Origin of the sequence: Acinetobacter sp. YH12226 (assembly GCF_013417805.1) — a bacterium.
GTDB lineage: Bacteria > Pseudomonadota > Gammaproteobacteria > Pseudomonadales > Moraxellaceae > Acinetobacter.
Genome location: NZ_VPDG01000003.1, coordinates 159221 through 179906, shown reverse-complemented (window position 1 = coordinate 179906; position 20686 = coordinate 159221). Strand labels below are relative to the sequence as shown.

The following is a 20686-nucleotide window of genomic DNA, read 5'->3' as shown; positions in this document are numbered from 1 at the left end:
AGAACTTTGCGTTTTTACTTCCCGGATCATGTCCTTGTGAATACTGCCCAACCTGTGACTGCTACTTTTTTTGTTAAAATTATAAAACCTGTCCTGCTGCCCTTTCAGTCCACTGCGCTGATGACTTATTGCCTGCAGATCATGCTGGTGTTTTTAGGTACCACTTTCGGTCTGAAATTTCTGGGTTATGAGTCCTTGATCGTTCCAGTAACGTTAGGGGCAATTGCCACTGCACTGACTGATTTTGATGACCGGCTAAGCCTGCGTTTGCGCAACCTGTTACTGGTCATCATTCTGTTTTTTAGTGTCAGCAGCATTCTGGAATTTCTTGCTCCACATAAATTCTGGTTTGCATTATGGCTATCGCTGTCGAGTGCGCTGTTTATTCTACTGGGTGCCTTAGGCCAACGTTATGCCACAATTTCATTTGGCACCATTTTACTGTCAATCTATACCATGTTTGGCTTGGGCGAATATCAGCACTGGTATGAACAGCCGCTTTATTTTGTCATTGGGGCGCTATGGTACGGCCTGACGTCTATTCTATTTTTTCTGCTGCGTCCTACCTTGCAGGTTCAGGAAAATCTCGCACAAAGCTTGCAGCACATGTCGGATTTACTGCTGAGTAAAGCCAAACTTTTTGATCCGGACCAGCATCCGAATGTTGAAAACCTGCTCTATGAGTTGTCACTTAAAAATACTTTAGTCATTCAGAGTTTTAACCGTAGCAAAGATTCGCTATTGACCCGACTCAAAGCTTCGCGTGCCAATCGTAACACCATTTACTGGCTGAATCTGTATTTTCTGATGCAGGATATTCATGAACAGGCCACAGCCAATTATCTGCATTATGAACAGATCGAACAGCATTTTAGCCGCACTGACCTGATTTTCCGGATTCAGAAAAATATCCGTCTGCAAGCCCTTGCCTGTCAACATTTGGCAGAATGTGTATTGCGCAATGAAAAATTTTATCTGTCTGCAGATGATGAACAGGCATTAAAACATTTACAGGAATCGATGCAGGACTGGATTGCCCAACACCCACAGAATATTGAAGTTAAAAATTTACAGCTTATTCTGGCCAATCTGCTGAGTGTACATGAGCAGTTACAACACCTGCATGATCAACAGGCACTGTATAAGCCACGCTATCAGCAGCATTTTGATGACCTGAGCCTGTTTGATGATGATATTCGCGATAGCACAGATCTCTGGCTGAAACTCAAACCGCACTTGAGTCCGCAATCGGCACTCTTTCGGCATGCGGTGCGGATTGCCATTGTGTTTCTAGTCGGCTATGCCATTTCATTATTGCCCTTTGCGAAAAATGGCTACTGGATTTTACTGACCAGCCTGTTTGTCTGTCAGATCAGTTATTTTGCCACCCAAAGCCGGCTCAAATTGCGGACGCTCGGAACATTATTGGGGGTCATGCTGGGCGTTCCCATTCTGTATTTTGTGCCAAGTGTCGAAGGTCAGTTATTGCTAACAGTAATTTTTGGTGTCGGTTTTTTCTATCTACGTTCCAAAAAATATGCCATGGCCACTCTCATGGCGACATTGATGGTACTCCTGATCTTCAACCTGAAAGGTGCCGGTTACGCGATCATTTTGCCACGTATCATTGATACCCTCATAGGCTGTCTGATTGCCTGGATGGCAGTAAGCTGGATCTGGCCTGACTGGAATTTTCGCAATATTTCCAGCAATATTAAAAAATCATCGCTTGCTACACTGGACTATTTTGCTGCAGTGGTCGAGCAATATCAAAACGGTAAAGATAACAGTATTGCTTACAGGACTGCACGGCGTCTGGCCCACAATGCACAGATTGATTTATCCAGCATGATTTCAAGCCTGAGTACCGAACCGAATCCAGATCCGCAACTAGTCAAAAGTGCCTTTCGCTATCTGGTTTATAGCCATAGCCAGCTCAGCTATATTGCAGCATTGGGGAGTCACCGTGAGCAGGTTACTGATGCACAAATTCTGGTTTTAATGCGCTGGTGTCAGCAAACCTTAACTGGGGTATTGCTGCAACAACAGCCTTTAGCTACCTACGACATCGATCATAAACTGGCAGAAATTCAACGCTTAAGTACCCAGGAAAACCAGTCAGCACATCTGCTTTTGGTGCTGAAACAGATCAGTTTATTGCTGGAAACCTTACCGGAATTACTAAAATTACGTCATGAATTACTAGGTGCCGAGATTAAATAACCAACTGCCTTACTTGGTTATAACTTATTAAAAATATTGAATATATTTTTATTATTAAGATTCAATATTCAGGTGATATTCGGTACACTCAAAACCAATTCGGTTAAATCAATATGTATTATGAACATCAAAACTTTGCGTCTGGTCGGTTTGCTTGAAGGGATTTCATTCCTGCTGCTGTTATTTATCGCGATGCCAGTGAAATATATGATGGATAATCCGATTCTGGTCAAATATGTCGGTATGGGTCATGGGGTACTGTTTGTGCTGTTTCTGGTGGTGTTATTCGCAGTATGTGAAAAACAGAAATGGTCTCTCAGCATGTTTGTGATGGGTTTAATCGCTTCGATTCTGCCTTTCGGTCCATTCCTGTTTGATATGAAACTGAAGAAGCTGGAACAGCCCGCTGAAGCTTAATTGTAGAATCCTAATATAATTAGATCAGTCAAAAGAAAATTTTCTCTCCCTTTGGGAGAGAGTTAGAGAGAGGGAACTTATTAAATACTTAACCTCACCCTAGCCCTCTCCTAAAAGGAGAGGGAAATTCAATACTGAACATATGATTTCAATAATTTATAAGTTCCCTCGATAAGGAATCAAAACTCCCCACGCTCCTGTCTTTCCAGCATTAACTGTTTGAGCTGCATGCGCGGCAAAGTAAACCAGAGTGCAATCAGAATCAAAGAGGCAGCACAGTAGGCCCAGATATCGTAGGCTTCATACGCCATCCTTACTGCTTCAATCACCACAAAAAAGCTGAGCATCAGGATAATAGAAACCGTCGCAGCCACCGTGCCTTTGGACACTTCAGAAGACATTAATGCAAAACGATACAGTACCGAAAAACTCACACCCTCACCCAGACTGATACAAGTGGTGCCGATAATCAGACAATGAATAAAATATTCTGGAATCAATAAGCCCATCATCAATAAACCGGTACCTAGCAACATCAGTGGCAGACCCAATAATACGGTTTTGCCCAGCGGTATTTTATCGATAATTTTTAGCAGAATCAGATTACCTGCAATCAGGCCGCCCAAGACCGGAAACTGCGCCAGACCATATTGCACGCTACTGAATCCAAATTGCTCGACCAGAATCACGGGTGACAGGGCAATCCATAACATCAAGGGCAGACTCACCAAAGGCAAGGCTACAGTCATGATCACAAAGCGTTTATTTTTTAAAACCTGTTTAAAGTCATCCAGAATATAGCTGACCGGCTGTCTGGGAATACTGACTTTCAGGTTTGGCATTTTGGCTTTCAGGCCGAACCAGCTCAGAAATGACAGAAATGCGATACCGATAAAGCCCCAATGCCAAGAGATATGATCAATCATAAAGGCACCCAGCACTGGTCCTAGCAAAGGTGCCAGCAAAGACACATTGGCCATCAGTGCCATGACTTTGATGGCATCACGTTCTTCAAAGCTTTCCTGAATGGCGGCATAACCAACGGCGGTAATAAAGGACAGGCCAAAGCCCTGTAAAAAGCGCAGGAATAAGAAACTTTCGATATTGGGTGTTAATAAAATAGCCAGACAGCTAATCGTGAAAAATGCCACACCACCCAGCAGTACCATTTTACGTCCAAGACGATCGGACAAAGGTCCCAGAATCGCTGCGACAAATGCCCCACCCAACAGGAAAAAGGACATGGAGGATGGTGCCCATGAACTACTCACGCCAAAATCACGGGTAATCGCCAGCATGGCCGGTTGAATCAGGTCATTACATATATAGACTGAGAATTCAAACAGGACCAGTGCCAGCGGGAACATAAGTGTGGCACGGGTCAGTTTTTGGGTGTGGATATTTTGCATGGGAGTTTTTATTGTCAGTCTGCCCGTTTTAACAGACTGAACTTTGTCTAAAATAGAAAGAAATAATTTTAGCAGAGTCCTGTTTTTAAGTCCGTTCTCTTTTTTAATGACCTAATCAAAATATTATTTTTGCTTTTAGCGACTTGAAACCAAATTATCTAATTCATAAAAATTATTGAAAAGCCGTGAAATGAAAAGTACTTATAATCATTACAAATCAAGGGAGGATACATTATTCATCTATATTCTAATAATTTATAAAAATCAAATAGACTCTACTGAATTCCACTCTTGAAACCATTTTTCTTTTCTAACATTTTCAAAATGAAGAATTTGTTCTACCAAGTCTATAATTAGTTGATCAATATCTTTTGCTATTGAATATCCTAGCGTTATTTTTGAAATACTCCCACTTTTTAATTGGTCACTACAGTCTAATCTAGAGGAATGATAGTTAGCCCTATCCATGATAAATTGATCAATATAATTAACATGTCCTTCTGTTGAAAAATGATCTTGAGGAAAAAATCTTACTAAGCTTAGCCAACAGAATCTTAAAAACCAGATTAAGTCTTCATTACCTTTCATCATATTAAGAGTGATTCCGCTATCCCAATTGATATGACAGTTTAAATACACTTCTCTTTTCAAATTAGGTAAAGAAAAATAAAATTTTGATCTGCCTCTAGTTCACTATCTTTCTCACGATACAATAATTTTTCTCGTAGGATTTTTTCTGATTTTCTTTTATCGTAGTTGGTATAAAACCTATTTAGATAGAATAATAAGAGTGAAGCTAAAAATCCTCCAATTACGCCAATTGTAGCGGCTAATATATTTGAGTCCATTAACTTCCCCTTCCCAAAACAAAAAAGCGCATCCTTAGATACGCTTTTAACCAAAAACTGCCTAAAGATCAAACACTATTATGGACAGACCGCTTTCTGGAAAGTCTTGGTATTAGAACCTCTTGCACAACGATACAACTTCTCGGTGTTTTCCAGCATCCAGCTGTTATCTTCCCGTTTAAAATAATAAATGGTCTGTACCGAATGTACCGAATCATCCATTAAACCGGTTTCAGTGACTTTGACCTGTCCAATCGTGGGCGACTCTACCTTGTCAAAGAACTGCCGTAATTCAACCGTTGCCAGTTCCTTGCGTAAATCCGTTCTTAATTGTAAAACCTGTTCCAAAGGCGTGTCCGAAGACGACTGTACCTTTGCAATGACCTGTTGAGCAGTTGCACAGCCTGAACCCAATATACCAAAAGCGAGAGTTGCGACTGCCAATATCCGGAACATATTATTTAACCCTTTATCGTCATTCTTATTCCAACCCATCATGCCGAGCTTCTTAGTACAAAACCATTTAGACTCTGTAACTGTATTTACACAGCAATAAAAAAGCGCACCTTTCGATGCGCTTTTTTCAATTCCGACCGATTAAAGATCGAAAAGTTTACCCGGGTTCATGATACCATTTGGATCGAACACTTTTTTCAGAGCTTTCATATATTCGATTTCTTCCACAGAACGTGAATATTCAAGATATGGCTTTTTGGTCATGCCCACACCATGTTCCGCAGAAATTGAACCGTCATATTTTTTCACGGTATCAAAGACATACTTGTTCACCACCTGACATTTGGCAAAGAATTCATCTTTAGACAAATCAGCAGGTTTTAAGATATTTAAGTGCAAGTTACCGTCACCGATATGACCGAACCAGCAGATTTCAAAGTCTGGGTAATTCGTCGATACAATCGCATCAATTTCTTTAATGAATGCAGGAACGTGCGTGATCAGAACGGAAATGTCATTTTTGTATGGAATAAATGGCGCGATAGATTCAGAAATATCTTCACGTAAACGCCATAAACTTTCTACCTGATCCAGGCTTTGGCTCATTACGCCGTCCAGTACCCAACCTTGTTCCATGCAATGCTCGAAGATTTCCATCGCCTTGTCCATAATCGGCTCAAACGGCGCTTCAAACTCAAGCAATACATAGAATGGGCATTCAGTTTCAAATGGACGTTGCACGTGACCATGGGCCAAGACTTTCTGCATCGCCAGTTCACCAAAGAACTCAAATGCAGTCAGGTCAATTTTCGCCTGGAAGGCATGCAATAACGGCATGATCGCATCAAAGTCAGGTACACCCAGTACCATCACTTGCAGGTCTTGCGGTTGACGTTCAAGCTTAATTTCCGCTTCCGTCACCAGACCCAGCGTGCCTTCACCACCAATAAATAAATGTTGTAGCGCATAACCGGTTGCATTCTTGATCATACCTTTGTTCAGACGCAATACATCGCCCTTACCCGTCACAACGGTCAGGCCAAGTACCCAGTTACGGGTCATGCCGTATTTAATCACTTTGATGCCGCCAGCATTGGTGCCGATGTTACCGCCAATTTGCGATGAACCTGCCGAAGCAAAGTCAACTGGGTAATACATGCCCTGCTCTTTAGCATAGTTCTGTAACTGTTCAGTCACCACACCTGCCTGTACGCGCACCATACGATCTGCCGGGAAAAACTCCAGAATCTGGTTCATCTTGTCCATGCTGACCACGATCTCGCCATTGGCTGCGACTGCACCTGCAGAAAGACCGGTACGACCACCCGATGGAGTCACTGCAACATTAAATTGGTTCGCCAGTTTTACGATGTCTTGAACTTGCTCAGTGGACGATGGAAAAACGACGACTGACGGGTTTGGATCAAAGTGCTTCGTATGATCGCGACCCCAATTCTGGAGGCTGTCCGTATCGGTTTTAATACGGTTTTCACCCACAATTGCAGTCAATTGGGTCAATAACTCAGGGGTTAAAGCGACTGGAGCATTCATCGTTTGCAGACCTAGCATGATTTAAACAAGAGAGACTTCGCTGGTTCATTTGCACATTTTTTATGCATAAAAACATGGATACAAATCAGGCGAAACATGGTTATTAAAGCACCGGATCACGCTGCTTTAATAACCATGGCGCAATATTATAAGCTATTTTTTGGTGTTTCCCGCGAAAAATGACAATTTTGATAATATACCTTTGAAAATGCAGATTTAAATCAAACACCATGATCATTATTATCAATATATCTTGCCAGAATAGCTGATGTGAGCGTCATTAAGGAAATGTATAAGTGCGCTTTTCCTGTGCTATTATACCGCGACTAAATTTGGCCTTTGTAGCGGAGCCGTAATGAGCCAACATCTATCTCTACCTAAAGATAAAATCCGTTTCTTGTTGTTAGAAGGCGTTCACCAGAATGCAATCGACACTCTAAATGCTGCTGGATATACCAACATCGATTATCGTAAAACTGCGCTTGAGGGTGAAGCGTTGAAAGAAGCGATCAAAGATGCTCACTTCATCGGTATTCGTTCCCGTACTCAATTGACTGAAGAAGTCTTTGAAGCTGCGAACAAACTGATTGCTGTCGGTTGTTTCTGTATTGGTACCAACCAGGTGAACCTGGACGCTGCAATGCGTCGCGGTATTCCAGTCTTTAACGCACCTTACTCAAATACGCGTTCAGTGGCTGAACTTGTACTTGCTGAAGCAATTCTTCTTCTACGTCGTGTACCTGAAAAATCAGCAGACACACACACAGGCGGCTGGAACAAATCTGCAGTTGGTTCGTTCGAAACACGTGGTAAAACTTTAGGTATCGTAGGTTACGGTTCAATTGGTTCACAACTTTCTGTACTTGCTGAAAGCATGGGTATGAAAGTGATCTATTTCGATACAGTGACTAAATTGCCTTTAGGTAATGCACGTCAAGTCGGTAGCTTGGGCGAACTTTTGGCAAATGCCGATGTGGTTTCTCTACACGTTCCTGATGTTCCGTCTACACGTAACTTCATGACCAAAGATCAGTTCGCGCAAATGAAAGAAGGTTCAATCTTCATCAACGCGGCACGTGGTACCTGTGTCGTGATCGAAGACCTGGCAGATGCGATCAAATCTGGTCACATTGCTGGTGCTGCGGTAGATGTATTCCCGAAAGAGCCTAAAGCAAACGGTGAAGAATTTGTTTCTCCACTGCGTAACCTGCCAAACGTGATCCTGACTCCGCACGTGGGGGGTTCGACCATGGAAGCGCAAGCGAACATCGGTCTGGAAGTCGCTGAGAAATTTGTAGCTTACTCTGACAAGGGTATGACGCTTTCTGCGGTGAACTTCCCAGAAATTGCATTGCCATTGACTGAAGGCAAACACCGTTTACTGCACATCCATCAAAATATTCCGGGCGTGTTGTCTAAAATCAACAACCTGTTTGCTGAACAAGGCATCAACATCTCTGGTCAGTCACTGATGACTAAAGGTGATGTCGGTTACCTAGTGATGGATGTAGATGCTGCTGCATCTCATGAAGCACTTGATATGCTTTCTAATGTTGAAGGTACAATCCGCGCACGCGTATTGTTCTAATTCAAGATTTCAAAGAAACCACAGCTCTCGGGCTGTGGTTTTTTGTTTTTAAGGTTTGTATTTTTAATACCTTTTTCAGCTTATGCTGCTCTTCCGCTATTCGAGAAATCGAAACCTATTTAGTCATGCTGAATTTTAAAATTGCACCAATGGTGCAAGCGCCGCTGATTCTGTTGATCGCCATGATCAGTATGCAAAGCAGTGGCTCCTTTGCCAAATATCTGTTCGGTCAGTTTCCCATCCTGACCGTTTCAGCCATGCGTCTGCTGTTAGGCGCTATGATTTTGGCACTGATTTTTAAAATTTGGCGAATCCATTTCAGACAGATCAAGTGGCCAGCCATTATCAGTTATGGCATTGCTCTGGCCGGCATGAACCTCTTGTTTTACCTGTCGATTGATCGCCTGCCGCTGGGAATTGCTGTCTCTTTTGAATTTATTGGCCCCTTAAGTGTTGCCCTGTTTTATGCGCGGCAAAAATTCGACTTTGTCTGGGTCGGTCTGGCGATTCTGGGCCTGGTTCTGCTATTCCCTTTTGATCAGGCTGCCCAGCCGCTTGACCCGATCGGGATTGCATTTGCCCTAGGTGCCGGTGCTTGCTGGGCCTTATATATCGTTGCCGGCCAAAGACCTTCAGGCGTTTCTGGCAATCATACTGTATGCTTGGGCATGTTTGTCGGTATGCTGGTTTTGATGCCGATTGCGCTCTTTGCAGGCATGCCGGCACATACTTTTGAACCGATGAGTTTGCTGTATTTTGTGGCTTTGGCAGTACTGGCCAGTGCCCTGCCTTTCACTCTGGAAATGATCGCACTGCGTAATTTAAGCGCACTCAGTTTCGGCACCTTGATGAGTCTGGAACCCGCTATTGCCGCGCTGTCAGGTTTTGTATTCTTGGGGGAAACCTTGTTGTGGACGCAGTGGCTGGCATTGGCCACGATTATCAGTGCTTCAGTGGGTTGTACGGTGACCAGTCAAAGAAGAAAAAATACAGTTGAGCACTTTTAAATTTAAAATTCGTTATAAGAAATACTACTCACTTTGAATTTAAAAAAATATTAGCTGGAAAAGCCTACTCAAAGTCGATAAATTCAGTCTAATACTCTTCTAAGATCAAAATTTTCTCTTTTTAAAAGTAACTTTAAATTTAAAATTATTTCCACCCCTACTCATTAAAAATTAACCGTTTTGCTATAATCCCGCTTTCTTCCATGTCCTGATTACACCTTTATGGTGTAAGTAACTCCCATGCCAAACGCCCAACTCCTTGCTGTGTTGTACATGGTTTTATCCATGATGTCGTACCAGATCAGTGCATCCTTCGCCAAGCAACTTTTTCTGGTCCTTGACCCTATCACAGTGACCATTTTAAGACTCTGTTTTGCAGCGATCATTGTCGGCGTGATGTTTCGTTCCTGGAAAATCATTCAGCGTTTGCCTTTTTTGAAATGGCGGGATTTGCTCTGCTATAGCGCTGCTTTAGGGGTCATGAATATTTTATTCTATTTGTCTCTAGGAAGATTACCGCAGGGAATTGCAGTTGGTCTGGAATTTATTGGTCCGCTCGGCCTAGCCCTCATTTCGATTAAACATCGTAGTGACTATATTTGGGTATTGATGGCCATTTTAGGCATCGCACTGATGGTGCCATGGGGACAGGCTAATAGCAGTAATTTCGACCTGGTGGGCGCCGCCTGTGCTTTAGGTGCGGGGTTCTGTTGGGCACTGTATATTTTCTTCGGGCAACGCGTGGTGCAGCAAAATATCGGCATGCATGCACTGACTATTGCGATCAGTATTTCAGCCTTATGCCTGTTACCAATCGGACTGTATAACAATGCTCCTGCCTTGATAGACACCCAGTATTGGGGCAAGGCAATTACTATTGCTGTACTGGCAACAGCCATTCCTTATGCTCTGGATTTAAAGGCACTTCAGCATTTGAATAAAACCAGCTATGGCACCCTGTCCAGCCTGTCTCCGGCTTTGGCTGCACTGGCCGGTTTTGTACTATTAGGCGAAAAAATTACGCTTCTTCAGGCCGTGGCACTGATCTGTATCATGCTAGCATCAGTCGGTGTGACTGTACGTGCCGCCCGTCAAGGATCAGCAGAAAAGAATACCTAAAAGCCTTATTGGAATTTGAACAACTGATTAAATATCCTATCCATTCTGTGTTTTTACTTGCTTTGAAAGCAAAATATAGAAGACATAAAAAAGATGGCACTACAGCCATCTTTTTTATTTGTTCGACTTGAATTCAAAGCTTAGTTTTGTACCAGCATATCTTTTTTCATGTCTTTATAACGCTGGTATTCATTCTTGTACTGCACTGCTAAAGCGGTCTTCTGCTCTTCACCCAGAATTTTACCGGCCTGCTGGAAGAAACCATGTTCCTCTTCTTTTAAGTGATGATGCACTTTTTCAGAAAGTTTTTTAGCAATGGCAATCCAGCCTGGATTACTCAATTCAGTTGCAGTTAATTCCTCGATCATTTCATCCATTTCATGATGTTCCGCCAAGGCATGGCGGGTAATATTCAGGCCCGAATCGGTCATCATCAAGGGAATATAAAAATAACGGTCTTCCGCAGCTTCATGGGCAAATAATTCATTTTTGAGTTGCTTGAACAGCTCGCGGCGTTCTGGTGTATCCCCGGAAGTCTGTAATAATTTTTCTGCAAGATCACGCTGAATCTCATGACTCTCTCTTAATGCTTCAAAAATAGTCGTCATTCCGATATTTCTCCGATTGTTTTATTTTTCATATCATTGATTCTAGAAGATTTTCAGAACAGGTTCAGACGCAGTTTATACAGTGATTTGTTAAGAAATTTTAATATCGAGAATGATTTACATCGGGTTTAGATCTAAAAAAACATCTGGTATGCCATCCGGCAAATCAGCAGACTGACCAGAATCAGGAATAAAATCCGGATAAAACCACTGCCATATTTAAATGCCAAGCGCACCCCGACCAAGGAACCACAAATATTGGCTACCGCCATCATTGCCCCAACCATAAACAGCACATTGCCACTGGGAATAAAAAAGCTTAAGGCGGCCAGGTTGGTGGTGAAATTGGCAATTTTCGATAAAGCCGATGCATGCAGGAAGTCGACGCTTAAATAGCGAATAAAAAAGAAAATAAAGAAACTGCCGGTGCCCGGACCAAAGATACCATCATAAAAGCCTATCGCCAGACTGCCCAAAGCGGCCAGTATCAGCATTTTCCGATTCAGTTTTTGTTCGGTATGCACCTGGCCAAACTGTTTTTTCATTAAGGTATAGATTGCGATCACGATCAACATGACCAGCACAAAAGGCTTAAGGATCTCGACTGGAATTAGCGTAACGCTGGCTGCACCCATAAAAGAACTGACAAAACTACACAGTGCAATCACGCCCAAGAGCAGCCACGGCAGTTTTACCTGACGCAGATAGGAAAATGCCGCAGAAGCGGTGCCACAAATGGACGCGAGTTTATTGGTGCCAAAGACCGTAGCAGGCTGTAAATGCGGTAGACTCCCCATAATTGCCGGGATCTGGATCAGACCACCACCACCCACGGCAGCATCAATCGCCCCTGCAAAAAATGCAAAGACAACCAGACTGATGATGATCTCTATTTCCATATCTTGACTCGATTAGAGGTTCAAGACGCGTTTGGGTACCAGACGTTTTTTGTCGGTAATTTCTGCCAGCCCCAGACATTTATCTCCATCAAAAACCAGCACCTGTTCAGCTGCTTCATGTTCGATATTGCTTTCCATGCCGCGGCTAAAATATTCTGCACGACCTTCGGGTACCTGCACTTTTGGAAAATGATCAACCGGTGCATAGGCTGGCAACAACAGTGCATCACGCTCTGCTTCGCTCAGGCTCTCCAGATATTCAATGGTATAACTCGGAATCAAATCAAAATGGCCGGTTTTGATGCGGTGCAGATAAGTCAGATGGCCATAAGTTCCCAGCGCTTTGGCAATATCTTCCCCCAAAACCCGGATATAAGTGCCTTTAGAACAGGTAATATCCAGCGTGATACTGTTCTCCGTAAAGGACAAAAACTCAATCGCTAAAATCGTAATTGGACGCGCTTCACGTTCAATCTCGATACCTTTGCGCGCCAGTTCGTATAAAGGACGGCCTTCTTTTTTCAAGGCAGAATACATCGGCGGCACTTGCTGGATATCCCCGATAAACTGTGCCAATGTGTCCTGAATCAAGGCTTCCGAGAGTTCAGGAACCGCTTTTTCCAGAAGCACCTCACCTTCGACATCGCCCGTGGTGGTACTATGCCCCAAAAATACGGTCGTCTGATAACGCTTGACCGAATCTAATAAATAATGCGAAAACTTGGTCGCCTCCCCCAAACACACGGGCAATAAACCGGATGCCAGCGGATCCAGCGCACCGGTATGGCCGGCTTTTTGTGCACGGTACAACCAGCGGACTCTTTGCAATGCGGCATTAGAGCTGATACCCAAAGGCTTATTAAGCAGGAAGACACCACTAAGATGACGACGCTGAATTTTAGGAGATGATGCTTTCATGGCAAAAAATCAGACATTTTATAAATTGGCGCCATGGTAAAACCCTGCGAGATGATTTACAACTTTTCTATAGTCTCTAATGATTTTTATGGCATATTGAGCCGGCTTTAATATCTAAAAGCTTGAACATCTAAAAATAATGAAACAACGAGAAAATAGGTGCATAGGATATGCAGAAATATAAAATATGGATCATTCTGGCGTTGCTGGTGCTGTGCATTCTCACGCTGATCTTATGGCTGTCTCCAAAAGAAAATAACCAGGCGGATACCGGGACAAAAACACCTTTTACTGAAACTCAGGCAGAGCAAACCGCACTCTTGGTCAATGGCCCTGCCAATGCAGCCTTCCCCAGTGCCAGCCAGCAAGATACCGAAATTAATTGTCAGATGCAGCTAGACGCCAGCAACCGTCTGATTGTGAATGAACAGACCCGCAACTGTTTTGAATATTTTATTACCCAGTTCGGTGAAAAAAATCTGCAGCAGATCCAACAGGATTTTAAAGCCTATATTCGCCAGAATCATAAAGAGCCTGCACTCTCGCAAATTCTGGATTTATGGGATCGTTATCTCCAGTACCGTCAGGGCTTGGGCCAGCTCACTGCACCGGCCGGGCTAAATCAGGAAGATCCTGCCTATTATCGCAGTATCTATAACAGTACCCAGAATTTGCGCCAACAATACTTTTCCAAGTATGAAATTGAGGGCTTGTTCGGCACAGAAGATGCCTATCATGAATATACCCTGGACCGGATGAGCGTACTGGCAGACAAAAGCTTAACGGAGACTGAAAAAGCGCAAAAGCTCAAAGCACTGTTTCAGCAGCTCCCGCAGGACTGGCAGGAAAATCTGGAACAACTGAATAAACTGGAAGATTTGCGCAAACTTACCGCAGATATTAAAGCTCGTGGCGGTTCCCGTGATGAAATCCGGCAGATGCGGATGAATCTGGTCGGTGCTGAAGCGACACAACGTCTGGAACAACTGGATGTACAACGCAGCGACTGGAAAAACCGGGTGACTGGCTATTTAGATGAACGGGATCAGATTACCCAGTCCGGCATGTCCCATACTGCCAAACAGCAAGCCATTGCCCAGCTTCGCAGCAAACATTTTAATACACCGCAAGAACAGCTGCGGGTTGAAACATTTGAACAGGTTCATGATCAGGGAGCCAAACTACCCTTTGCTGACTAAGCCTAAAAGCCATCACCTGTTGATGGCTTTTTTATAAATGCCCTTTTGATAACTTTATATTTTTTCTCAAAATGATCTTTTATAGTTGTTTCCAAATATTTCGTATTTACACAAAATAACTTAGAAAAATTATAATGATTTCAAAGACTTTTTATTTAAATACATCTGCAAATAAAACGCATACTTACAATGTAAATTCCTCCTGTCCTGCATGTCCCCAAATGACATGGTTTTAGACCTCTGAAATGAAAAAATACCGCTTCTTCAAAAGAAAAATTGCTCAGCCACTGAAGGCCTAAACTGTATTTTCATCGTCTGATTTGTGGCTTGCAACACTCTACAAAAAGCAATGATTGCTTGAATAACGATAAAATTTAAAAAGGGACAGCTATGTATACTTTCAGCAAGACAGCCCAGTTACTGACTGTGGCTTTAGCGACCACTCTGGGATTCAGTTTTTCTGCACAGACTCAGGCTGCAGCGAGTGCAACACAAGTCATCGAAAAGAGCCGGTCTGACTATGCCAAGACCCAATATCCCATCCTGATGGTACATGGCTGGTTAGGCTGGTCACGTATTGGCACCGATAGTATCGGGCTGGATTACTGGTATCAGATTCTGCCGGATATGGCACGTAATGGTTCAACCGTGTTTGCTGCACAATTATCGCCGGCAAATACAACGATGCATCGCGGAGAACAAATAATCCATCAGGTTGAAGAGGTTCTGGCAATTACCGGAAAGCAAAAACTGAACTTGATTGGCCATTCCCATGGTGGACCAACAGTGCTGTATGTTGCAGCGACCCAGCCGCAGTATATCGCCTCTATTACCGGCGTTGCAGGAACCTACCATGGCTCCAAAGTGGCAGATGATATTCAGAACAATAGCCTGACGCGTACCGCCTTTAACATTTTAGGTGATTATATTATTGGTCCATTGATTGCACTGGGTCAGTTTAAGCCTGAACTGGAAATTGATTTTGATGCTTCCATGAAATCCCTGAGCCAGACCGGTTCAAATACTTTTAATGCCACAGTGGCACAGCAGGTGGTCAAAGATGGCGTATTGGCTTCTACAGAAAACTGCAATAAAAATTTAAAACAGAAAGATAGTAAAGGCATTCATTATTATTCATGGACGGGTGTGGCCCAAGCCACCAATGCCCTGGATATTGATACGATCCTGATGCAGCTCGGCCCTTTATCTTATAGCAGTAAAGACAATGATGGCATGGTGTCACGTTGTAGTGCGTTCATGGGCAAGGTGATTCATGACCAGTACAAACTCAATCATACGGACTTGGCCAATATGATGTTTGGTCTGAAAGGCGTGTTTGCACCAGATCCGGTCGCCCTCTACCGCCAGCATGCCAACCGACTCAAATTAGAAGGTTTATAACCCCAGAGTGCCTGTATTTTCAGCTGAAATATAGGCTTTTTTTCTGGTTCTTTTTATTTGACCTATCCGCGATCGGGAAGCTGCAATGAAAAAAATAATATCTTACTTAAGCTTTTTGCTACTGGTTTCCCTATTAACTGGTCCTGTGCAAGCCTCGGCATTACAGGAATATAAAAGCAATTTTGTCCTCTCGAGTTATGCCAAGACAAAATACCCGATGGTCTTTGTTCATGGTTTTGGTCTAGGTTTTAACCGGATTGGAACAGATCACATCGGTTTAGATTATTGGTATCAGATTCCCCAAGACCTGAGCCGGCATGGTGCACGGGTGTTTTCTGCCGAATTGTCTGCTGTTGCGTCCAATGAACTGCGCGGTGAACAGCTCTTGATGCAAATTGATGAAATACTGGCACTGACGGGCCAGAAGAAAGTCAATCTGATTGGGCATAGCCAAGGTGGCCCAACAATTCAATATATCGAGGGCGTTGCACCGCATAAAGCCGCCTCTTTAAACGCCATTGCCGGGGCGATGCAAGGCACCCCGGTTTTTGTCAATGCCAGCCAGACGCCACTGCTTGAACCCTTTATCCATGCCATTGGTACAATTTTGGGCCATAGCATGAATCTGGTTACAGCTAACCAGTATCCGGTCAGTATTATCGAGGCACTGCAAGCCATGAATCCAGAGGCGATTCAGGCCTTCAATGTGAAATATGGCTCCTCTGCCATTCCCAAAGACTGTCAGTCTAAGGGCAGCAAACTCACGCCAAATGGAATTTATCACTATTCCTGGATGGGCAATCGGCAGGCGACCAATCCGCTGGATGCGATTGAATCTATAGTCGTGACTTTAGGTAACAGTTTCCTGAAAGGAGAAGCCAATGATGGTGCTCTGCCGCTGTGTAGCGGACGCTATGGCCAGATCATTCGTCAGGATTATGCCCACAATCATTTTGATGAAGTAAACCAGTTTTTCGGTATTTTGGGTCCTTTCGCGCAGGATCCGATTGCACTTTACCGCCAACATGCCAACCGGCTCAAATTAGAAGGCTTATAAATCACTCATCTTTATGAATAGATCTAATGGATTAATCAACAAATTTTGGAAAACCTAGTTCCTGTCAACTCGGGGAACTCTACAGAACCGGATGAGGATCATCCCGTTAAAACAACACAAGTGAGGAAAATATAATGAAATTCGGAATATTAATCACTGGCCTGCTGCTGGCAGGTACATGTCTCAGCACCCAAGCATCCACCCAGGCCAATCAGGTCACAGCAAAAGCCAGTTCACAATATGCCAAGACCCAATATCCGATTGTCTTTGCACATGGGATGGCGGGTTTCATCCGGATCGGTACTGACCAGTTTGGACTGGATTACTGGTATCAGATTTTACCGGATCTGGCGCGTAATGGCGGCAATGTCTGGGCAACACGTGTCTCGCCTTTTAACTCATCGGAAATTCGTGGTGAGCAACTTTTAGAGCAAGTAAATGAAATTCTGGCCATTACCGGTGCAAAGAAAGTCAATCTGATCGGTCATTCGCATGGCGGCCCGACCATTCGTTATGTCGCAGGTGCGGGGAATGGAATAGTTGCTTCCCTGACTTCCGTCGGTGCTCCGCATAAGGGCTCTCCGGTGGCAGACCTGATCCTGCAAGCAGAAGGTACACCGATACAAGGGCCTTTAGTCGATGGCATCAACCTGGTGTCTAAAGCTATCACCTGGGCACAAGGTCTGGATCCGAGCAGTTTCCCGCATGATTCTCTGGCTGGTGGTCGCAGCCTGACCCTGGCAGGATCTGCTCAATTCAACCAGAAATATCCGCTCGGTATGCCGACTACCACCTGTGGTGAAGGTGCATATCAACAAAAAGGTATCTACAACTATTCATTCACAGGTGTAGGCCAAGTCACCAACCCGCTCGATCCTGATTCAGCACTTAAAGTTACAGCTTTACTCATTGATGGCGGCAAGGAAAATGATGGTCTGGTCTCCCGCTGTAGTGCCAAATTCGGTAAAACCATTCGGGATAACTACAACTGGAACCATCTGGATGAAGTGAACCAGTTACTCGGGTTAAAAAATATCTTTGCTCCAGACCCAGTCGATGTTTATCGCCAGCATGCCAACCGCTTAAAACTGCAAGGCTTGTAATTCAATCTCATCCCTGTCATCACAATGTGCAGGGATTTTTTAATTTTTAAACCGCCAAAATGGAACTTTATGAAAATTAGAACGCATTTTATAACCTTATGCTGTATGTTATTTACGGGCCAATATGTGCAGGCTTCCAATTTGCAGCAAGCAGAATCCAGATTTGTTGTGTCGAATTATGCCAAAACACGCTACCCGATTGTATTTGCACATGGCATGGTCGGCTTTAATCGCATTGGTTTTGATGCCTTAGGCATGGACTATTGGTATCAAATTCTGCCTGATTTAGCCCGTAATGGTTCAACTGCCTTTGCCACCCGCATCTCACCTTTCAATTCTAGCGAAATCAGAGGTGAACAATATGTGGAGCAACTGAAAGAAGTCATGGCGATCACCGGCGCAAAAAAATTGAATTTAATTGGTCATAGTCATGGTGCACATAGCGTGCGTTATGCAGCCGGGGTGATGCCGCAACATGTAGCCTCAGTGATGACTGTGGGCGGCGCCAACCAAGGGACGATTGTCGCCTCTGATGTTATGCGACTTGCTAATCAAACCGGTACATCTGAATTGCTTAATACCCTGATCAGCAGTTTTGGCAACGTCATCATGTGGGCACAAGGCTTAGACGGTCAAGCTTTCCCACACAACGCCCTTGCAGCAGGACACAGCACCTCAATTGAAGGCACAGCCGAATTTAACCAGCGCTTTAAACTCGGGCTTTCGCTGAGCCCATGTGGTGAAGGCAAATATACAGACCAAGGCATTGCACTGTATTCAATGACCGGCAATCAACCCGTGACTAATCTCCTAGATGTCAGTGATGCCGCCATGAAAGCCTTGGATCTACTTTCTGCGAGTAAGGCTGGCGCGAATGATGGAATCGTCTCGGTATGTAGTGCCAAATTTGGTAAAACGATTCGTGATGATTATCCATGGAATCATCTGGATGAAATCAACTTGCTATTTGGCATTAAAGGTACCTTGGCACCTGATCCAGTTGCTGCCTATCGTCAACATGCCAACCGCTTAAAACTGCAAGGTTTATAGAGTTACACAAGCCTCTATTCCTCCAGAGGCTTTTTCTATCTTATTTTTCTCTAAATTTTTTCTTGAAATTTACTTGTTAATCATGATCAAACTGCATATAAAATATTCATCAAATATAAAAAGAACTGTGAAATAAAATAAATGCAGATACGTTCTATAGAAATCAAAAACAAATTTAAAAGAACCTGTCCCTGTTGCAAACGAAAAGTCATTAATCCTTTTCAATTTAAAAAATATGAGCCTTATTATTGCCCCTCTTGTCATCGACATATTATCGCAAATGTATGGATCAGTATTTTACTGGTTATCACACAATGTTTTATTTGCATTCAACTTTTTAATGCAGGATTCCAGTCTTGGGGATATTTTGTATTATTCCTGATGTTTATTCATAAAATTTTCTTGGATATTTTGGATGCTATGATCTTGCCTTTGCAGGAACATTTCGAATAAATCTACATAAAAATTAGGCATAAAAAATGCGCCCAAAGGCGCATTTTTTCACTCGTATAAAGCTTAAAATTAAGCTTTAGTTTTACGAGCTGGTAATTTTTCACGAATACGTGCAGCTTTACCAGACAATTCACGTAGGTAGTAAAGTTTAGCACGACGAACGTCACCACGACGTTTCACTTCGATACCAGCAACGATTGGAGAGTGAGTTTGGAATACACGCTCAACGCCAACACCGCTAGAAATTTTACGTACTGTGAACGCAGAGTTCAAACCACGGTTTTTCTTAGCAATTACAACGCCTTCGAACGCCTGCAAACGCTCACGATCGCCTTCTTTTACTTTAACTTGAACAATAACTGTATCACCTGGTGCAAAAGCAGGGATGTTTTGTTTCAATTGTGCGTTTTCAATTACTTGAACTAAAGGATGCTTACCGCTCATGGGGTATCTCCAATATATGCGAGTCAGAAGAGGTCTGATCATCGCTGGGTATAGAGGCTAAAGCGCATACACCCGATTATCTTTCCCTTTATGGTTGACCATCTCAACCATAAAGAGCCTATTAAAGAATACTTAAATCATTTTAAGTACTTGCTTGAAGATAGAAATGATCACTCATCAATATCTTACAAATCTTTTAGCCATTTTTTCTGCTGCTTGGTCAGTTCGACTTTTTCCACCAACTCTGGGCGGCGTTCAAGTGTACGCTGATATCGCTGCAAAAACCGCCATTTTTCAATATTGGCATGATGCCCGGACTTTAACACCTCAGGCACATCCAAACCTTCAAAATGATCTGGCTTGGTATATTGTGGGCAATCTAGAAGACCATCCACAAATGAGTCTTGCACGTGTGACTGTTCATCAGACATCGCACCCGGAAGTCTCCGGATAATACTGTCCAATAAAACCATCGCAGGAAGTTCACCACCCGACAAGACGTAATCTCCAATTGACCATTCCTGATCAACATATTGCTGGATCAAACGTTCATCGACGCCTTCATAACGTCCGCACAGTACGATGATTCCGTCATATTTGACAAAATCCTGTACCGCAGTTTCGCTTAAGGTCTTTCCTTGCGGTGACATATACACCACAGGAACCTGAACTGCACCCGCTTGCGTTGCAAGCTCTTTGGCATGCTGGATTGCTTTTGCCAGAGGCTCAGCCATCATCACCATACCCGGACCACCACCGAATGGACGTTCATCCACGCGTTTATAGTTGCCCGTCGCATAATCGCGAGGATTGATGCAATGAATTTGCATCAATTCACGTTTTGCTGCGCGCCCGCTAATACCATAGGCTGTAATCGCTTCAAACATTTCAGGAAAAAGCGTAATGACTGCAAAAAACATCGCAGACTCCCTTATT

20 protein-coding genes are annotated in these 20686 nt (G+C 43.5%); 10 read left to right on the top strand and 10 right to left on the bottom strand.

Going from position 1 to position 20686, the window contains the following annotated elements; genetic code table 11:
- The first annotated feature begins 36 nt into the window (after positions 1-36).
- Both yccS and FTV08_RS05235 read left to right on the top strand, forming a co-directional pair.
- On the top strand, positions 37-2223 hold the full coding sequence (gene yccS, locus FTV08_RS05240; protein WP_180086835.1) for a YccS family putative transporter: 2187 nt from the start codon (positions 37-39) through the stop codon (positions 2221-2223).
- Between the two features lie 120 nt (positions 2224-2343).
- The gene (locus FTV08_RS05235) at positions 2344-2640 is read left to right on the top strand and encodes a DUF3817 domain-containing protein (RefSeq protein WP_004645001.1); all 297 of its coding nucleotides are present in this window, start codon (positions 2344-2346) and stop codon (positions 2638-2640) included.
- A 179-nt stretch (positions 2641-2819) separates the two neighbouring features.
- Here FTV08_RS05235 and FTV08_RS05230 read toward each other — a convergent pair whose 3' ends face one another.
- The 5 genes from FTV08_RS05230 to FTV08_RS05215 all read right to left on the bottom strand — a co-directional run bounded on the left by FTV08_RS05230 (position 2820) and on the right by FTV08_RS05215 (position 6904).
- The gene (locus FTV08_RS05230) at positions 2820-4049 is read right to left on the bottom strand and encodes an MFS transporter (RefSeq protein WP_004281575.1); all 1230 of its coding nucleotides are present in this window, start codon (positions 4047-4049) and stop codon (positions 2820-2822) included.
- Positions 4050-4313: 264 nt separating this feature from the next.
- Positions 4314-4640 carry a hypothetical protein gene (locus FTV08_RS16210; RefSeq protein WP_257221155.1) on the bottom strand — a complete coding sequence of 109 codons (327 nt, stop codon included), beginning with the start codon at positions 4638-4640 and terminating at the stop codon, positions 4314-4316.
- 56 nt (positions 4641-4696) lie between these two features.
- Positions 4697-4897 (bottom strand): hypothetical protein, encoded by a 201-nt coding sequence (locus tag FTV08_RS16205; protein ID WP_257221154.1) that lies wholly within the window; start codon positions 4895-4897, stop codon positions 4697-4699.
- Between the two features lie 78 nt (positions 4898-4975).
- Positions 4976-5353, bottom strand: a complete 378-nt coding sequence (locus tag FTV08_RS05220; protein ID WP_180086872.1) for a hypothetical protein — start codon at positions 5351-5353, stop codon at positions 4976-4978.
- Between the two features lie 141 nt (positions 5354-5494).
- A complete protein-coding gene (locus FTV08_RS05215) occupies positions 5495-6904 on the bottom strand; it encodes an FAD-binding oxidoreductase (protein WP_180086834.1) in 1410 nt (469 codons plus the stop codon).
- Positions 6905-7259: 355 nt separating this feature from the next.
- On the opposite strand from FTV08_RS05215, the gene serA reads away from it, so the two are divergent.
- From serA to FTV08_RS05200, 3 genes are all read left to right on the top strand, one after another.
- A complete protein-coding gene (gene serA / locus FTV08_RS05210) occupies positions 7260-8492 on the top strand; it encodes a phosphoglycerate dehydrogenase (protein ID WP_005108551.1) in 1233 nt (410 codons plus the stop codon).
- A gap of 125 nt (positions 8493-8617) precedes the next feature.
- Positions 8618-9499, top strand: coding sequence for an EamA family transporter (locus FTV08_RS05205; protein WP_180086833.1), 882 nt, complete (start codon positions 8618-8620; stop codon positions 9497-9499).
- Positions 9500-9739: 240 nt separating this feature from the next.
- Positions 9740-10618: a DMT family transporter gene (locus tag FTV08_RS05200; RefSeq protein ID WP_180086832.1), complete on the top strand. Its 879-nt coding sequence runs from the start codon at positions 9740-9742 to the stop codon at positions 10616-10618.
- 140 nt (positions 10619-10758) lie between these two features.
- Here FTV08_RS05200 and FTV08_RS05195 read toward each other — a convergent pair whose 3' ends face one another.
- From FTV08_RS05195 to truB, 3 genes are all read right to left on the bottom strand, one after another.
- Positions 10759-11226 carry a hemerythrin domain-containing protein gene (locus FTV08_RS05195; protein ID WP_004281581.1) on the bottom strand — a complete coding sequence of 156 codons (468 nt, stop codon included), beginning with the start codon at positions 11224-11226 and terminating at the stop codon, positions 10759-10761.
- A gap of 134 nt (positions 11227-11360) precedes the next feature.
- Positions 11361-12125 carry a TSUP family transporter gene (locus FTV08_RS05190; protein ID WP_004281582.1) on the bottom strand — a complete coding sequence of 255 codons (765 nt, stop codon included), beginning with the start codon at positions 12123-12125 and terminating at the stop codon, positions 11361-11363.
- Positions 12126-12137: 12 nt separating this feature from the next.
- On the bottom strand, positions 12138-13043 hold the full coding sequence (gene truB / locus FTV08_RS05185) for a tRNA pseudouridine(55) synthase TruB (RefSeq protein WP_180086831.1): 906 nt from the start codon (positions 13041-13043) through the stop codon (positions 12138-12140).
- Positions 13044-13213: 170 nt separating this feature from the next.
- Here truB and FTV08_RS05180 point away from each other — a divergent pair, with 170 nt between their 5' ends.
- The 5 genes from FTV08_RS05180 to FTV08_RS05160 all read left to right on the top strand — a co-directional run bounded on the left by FTV08_RS05180 (position 13214) and on the right by FTV08_RS05160 (position 18853).
- Positions 13214-14242, top strand: a complete 1029-nt coding sequence (locus tag FTV08_RS05180) for a lipase secretion chaperone (protein ID WP_180086830.1) — start codon at positions 13214-13216, stop codon at positions 14240-14242.
- Positions 14243-14632: 390 nt separating this feature from the next.
- The gene (locus tag FTV08_RS05175) at positions 14633-15643 is read left to right on the top strand and encodes a triacylglycerol lipase (RefSeq protein ID WP_180086829.1); all 1011 of its coding nucleotides are present in this window, start codon (positions 14633-14635) and stop codon (positions 15641-15643) included.
- Positions 15644-15728: 85 nt separating this feature from the next.
- A complete protein-coding gene (locus FTV08_RS05170; protein WP_180086828.1) occupies positions 15729-16700 on the top strand; it encodes a triacylglycerol lipase in 972 nt (323 codons plus the stop codon).
- A gap of 134 nt (positions 16701-16834) precedes the next feature.
- Complete coding sequence (locus FTV08_RS05165) at positions 16835-17803, top strand: triacylglycerol lipase (RefSeq protein WP_180086827.1); 969 nt, start codon at positions 16835-16837, stop codon at positions 17801-17803.
- Between the two features lie 69 nt (positions 17804-17872).
- Positions 17873-18853, top strand: a complete 981-nt coding sequence (locus FTV08_RS05160; protein ID WP_180086826.1) for a triacylglycerol lipase — start codon at positions 17873-17875, stop codon at positions 18851-18853.
- 522 nt (positions 18854-19375) lie between these two features.
- On the opposite strand, the gene rplS is transcribed toward FTV08_RS05160, so the two are convergent.
- Positions 19376-19750 (bottom strand): 50S ribosomal protein L19, encoded by a 375-nt coding sequence (gene rplS, locus FTV08_RS05155; protein WP_004281205.1) that lies wholly within the window; start codon positions 19748-19750, stop codon positions 19376-19378.
- 185 nt (positions 19751-19935) lie between these two features.
- Positions 19936-20670, bottom strand: coding sequence for a tRNA (guanosine(37)-N1)-methyltransferase TrmD (gene trmD, locus FTV08_RS05150; RefSeq protein WP_086044411.1), 735 nt, complete (start codon positions 20668-20670; stop codon positions 19936-19938).
- Positions 20671-20686: the final 16 nt, after the last annotated feature.

Bases quoted from the DNA above. Each gene is read 5' to 3' on its own strand.
- FTV08_RS05235 (WP_004645001.1), top strand. From the start codon at position 2,344: ATGAACATCAAAACTTTGCGTCTGGTCGGTTTGCTTGAAGGGATTTCA.
- FTV08_RS05230 (WP_004281575.1), bottom strand. From the start codon at position 4,049: ATGCAAAATATCCACACCCAAAAACTGACCCGTGCCACACTTATGTTC.
- FTV08_RS16210 (WP_257221155.1), bottom strand. From the start codon at position 4,640: ATGATGAAAGGTAATGAAGACTTAATCTGGTTTTTAAGATTCTGTTGG.
- FTV08_RS16205 (WP_257221154.1), bottom strand. From the start codon at position 4,897: ATGGACTCAAATATATTAGCCGCTACAATTGGCGTAATTGGAGGATTT.
- FTV08_RS05220 (WP_180086872.1), bottom strand. From the start codon at position 5,353: ATGTTCCGGATATTGGCAGTCGCAACTCTCGCTTTTGGTATATTGGGT.
- FTV08_RS05215 (WP_180086834.1), bottom strand. From the start codon at position 6,904: ATGAATGCTCCAGTCGCTTTAACCCCTGAGTTATTGACCCAATTGACT.
- serA (WP_005108551.1), top strand. From the start codon at position 7,260: ATGAGCCAACATCTATCTCTACCTAAAGATAAAATCCGTTTCTTGTTG.
- FTV08_RS05205 (WP_180086833.1), top strand. From the start codon at position 8,618: ATGCTGAATTTTAAAATTGCACCAATGGTGCAAGCGCCGCTGATTCTG.
- FTV08_RS05200 (WP_180086832.1), top strand. From the start codon at position 9,740: ATGCCAAACGCCCAACTCCTTGCTGTGTTGTACATGGTTTTATCCATG.
- FTV08_RS05195 (WP_004281581.1), bottom strand. From the start codon at position 11,226: ATGACGACTATTTTTGAAGCATTAAGAGAGAGTCATGAGATTCAGCGT.
- FTV08_RS05190 (WP_004281582.1), bottom strand. From the start codon at position 12,125: ATGGAAATAGAGATCATCATCAGTCTGGTTGTCTTTGCATTTTTTGCA.
- truB (WP_180086831.1), bottom strand. From the start codon at position 13,043: ATGAAAGCATCATCTCCTAAAATTCAGCGTCGTCATCTTAGTGGTGTC.
- FTV08_RS05180 (WP_180086830.1), top strand. From the start codon at position 13,214: ATGCAGAAATATAAAATATGGATCATTCTGGCGTTGCTGGTGCTGTGC.
- FTV08_RS05175 (WP_180086829.1), top strand. From the start codon at position 14,633: ATGTATACTTTCAGCAAGACAGCCCAGTTACTGACTGTGGCTTTAGCG.
- FTV08_RS05170 (WP_180086828.1), top strand. From the start codon at position 15,729: ATGAAAAAAATAATATCTTACTTAAGCTTTTTGCTACTGGTTTCCCTA.
- FTV08_RS05165 (WP_180086827.1), top strand. From the start codon at position 16,835: ATGAAATTCGGAATATTAATCACTGGCCTGCTGCTGGCAGGTACATGT.
- FTV08_RS05160 (WP_180086826.1), top strand. From the start codon at position 17,873: ATGAAAATTAGAACGCATTTTATAACCTTATGCTGTATGTTATTTACG.
- rplS (WP_004281205.1), bottom strand. From the start codon at position 19,750: ATGAGCGGTAAGCATCCTTTAGTTCAAGTAATTGAAAACGCACAATTG.
- trmD (WP_086044411.1), bottom strand. From the start codon at position 20,670: ATGTTTTTTGCAGTCATTACGCTTTTTCCTGAAATGTTTGAAGCGATT.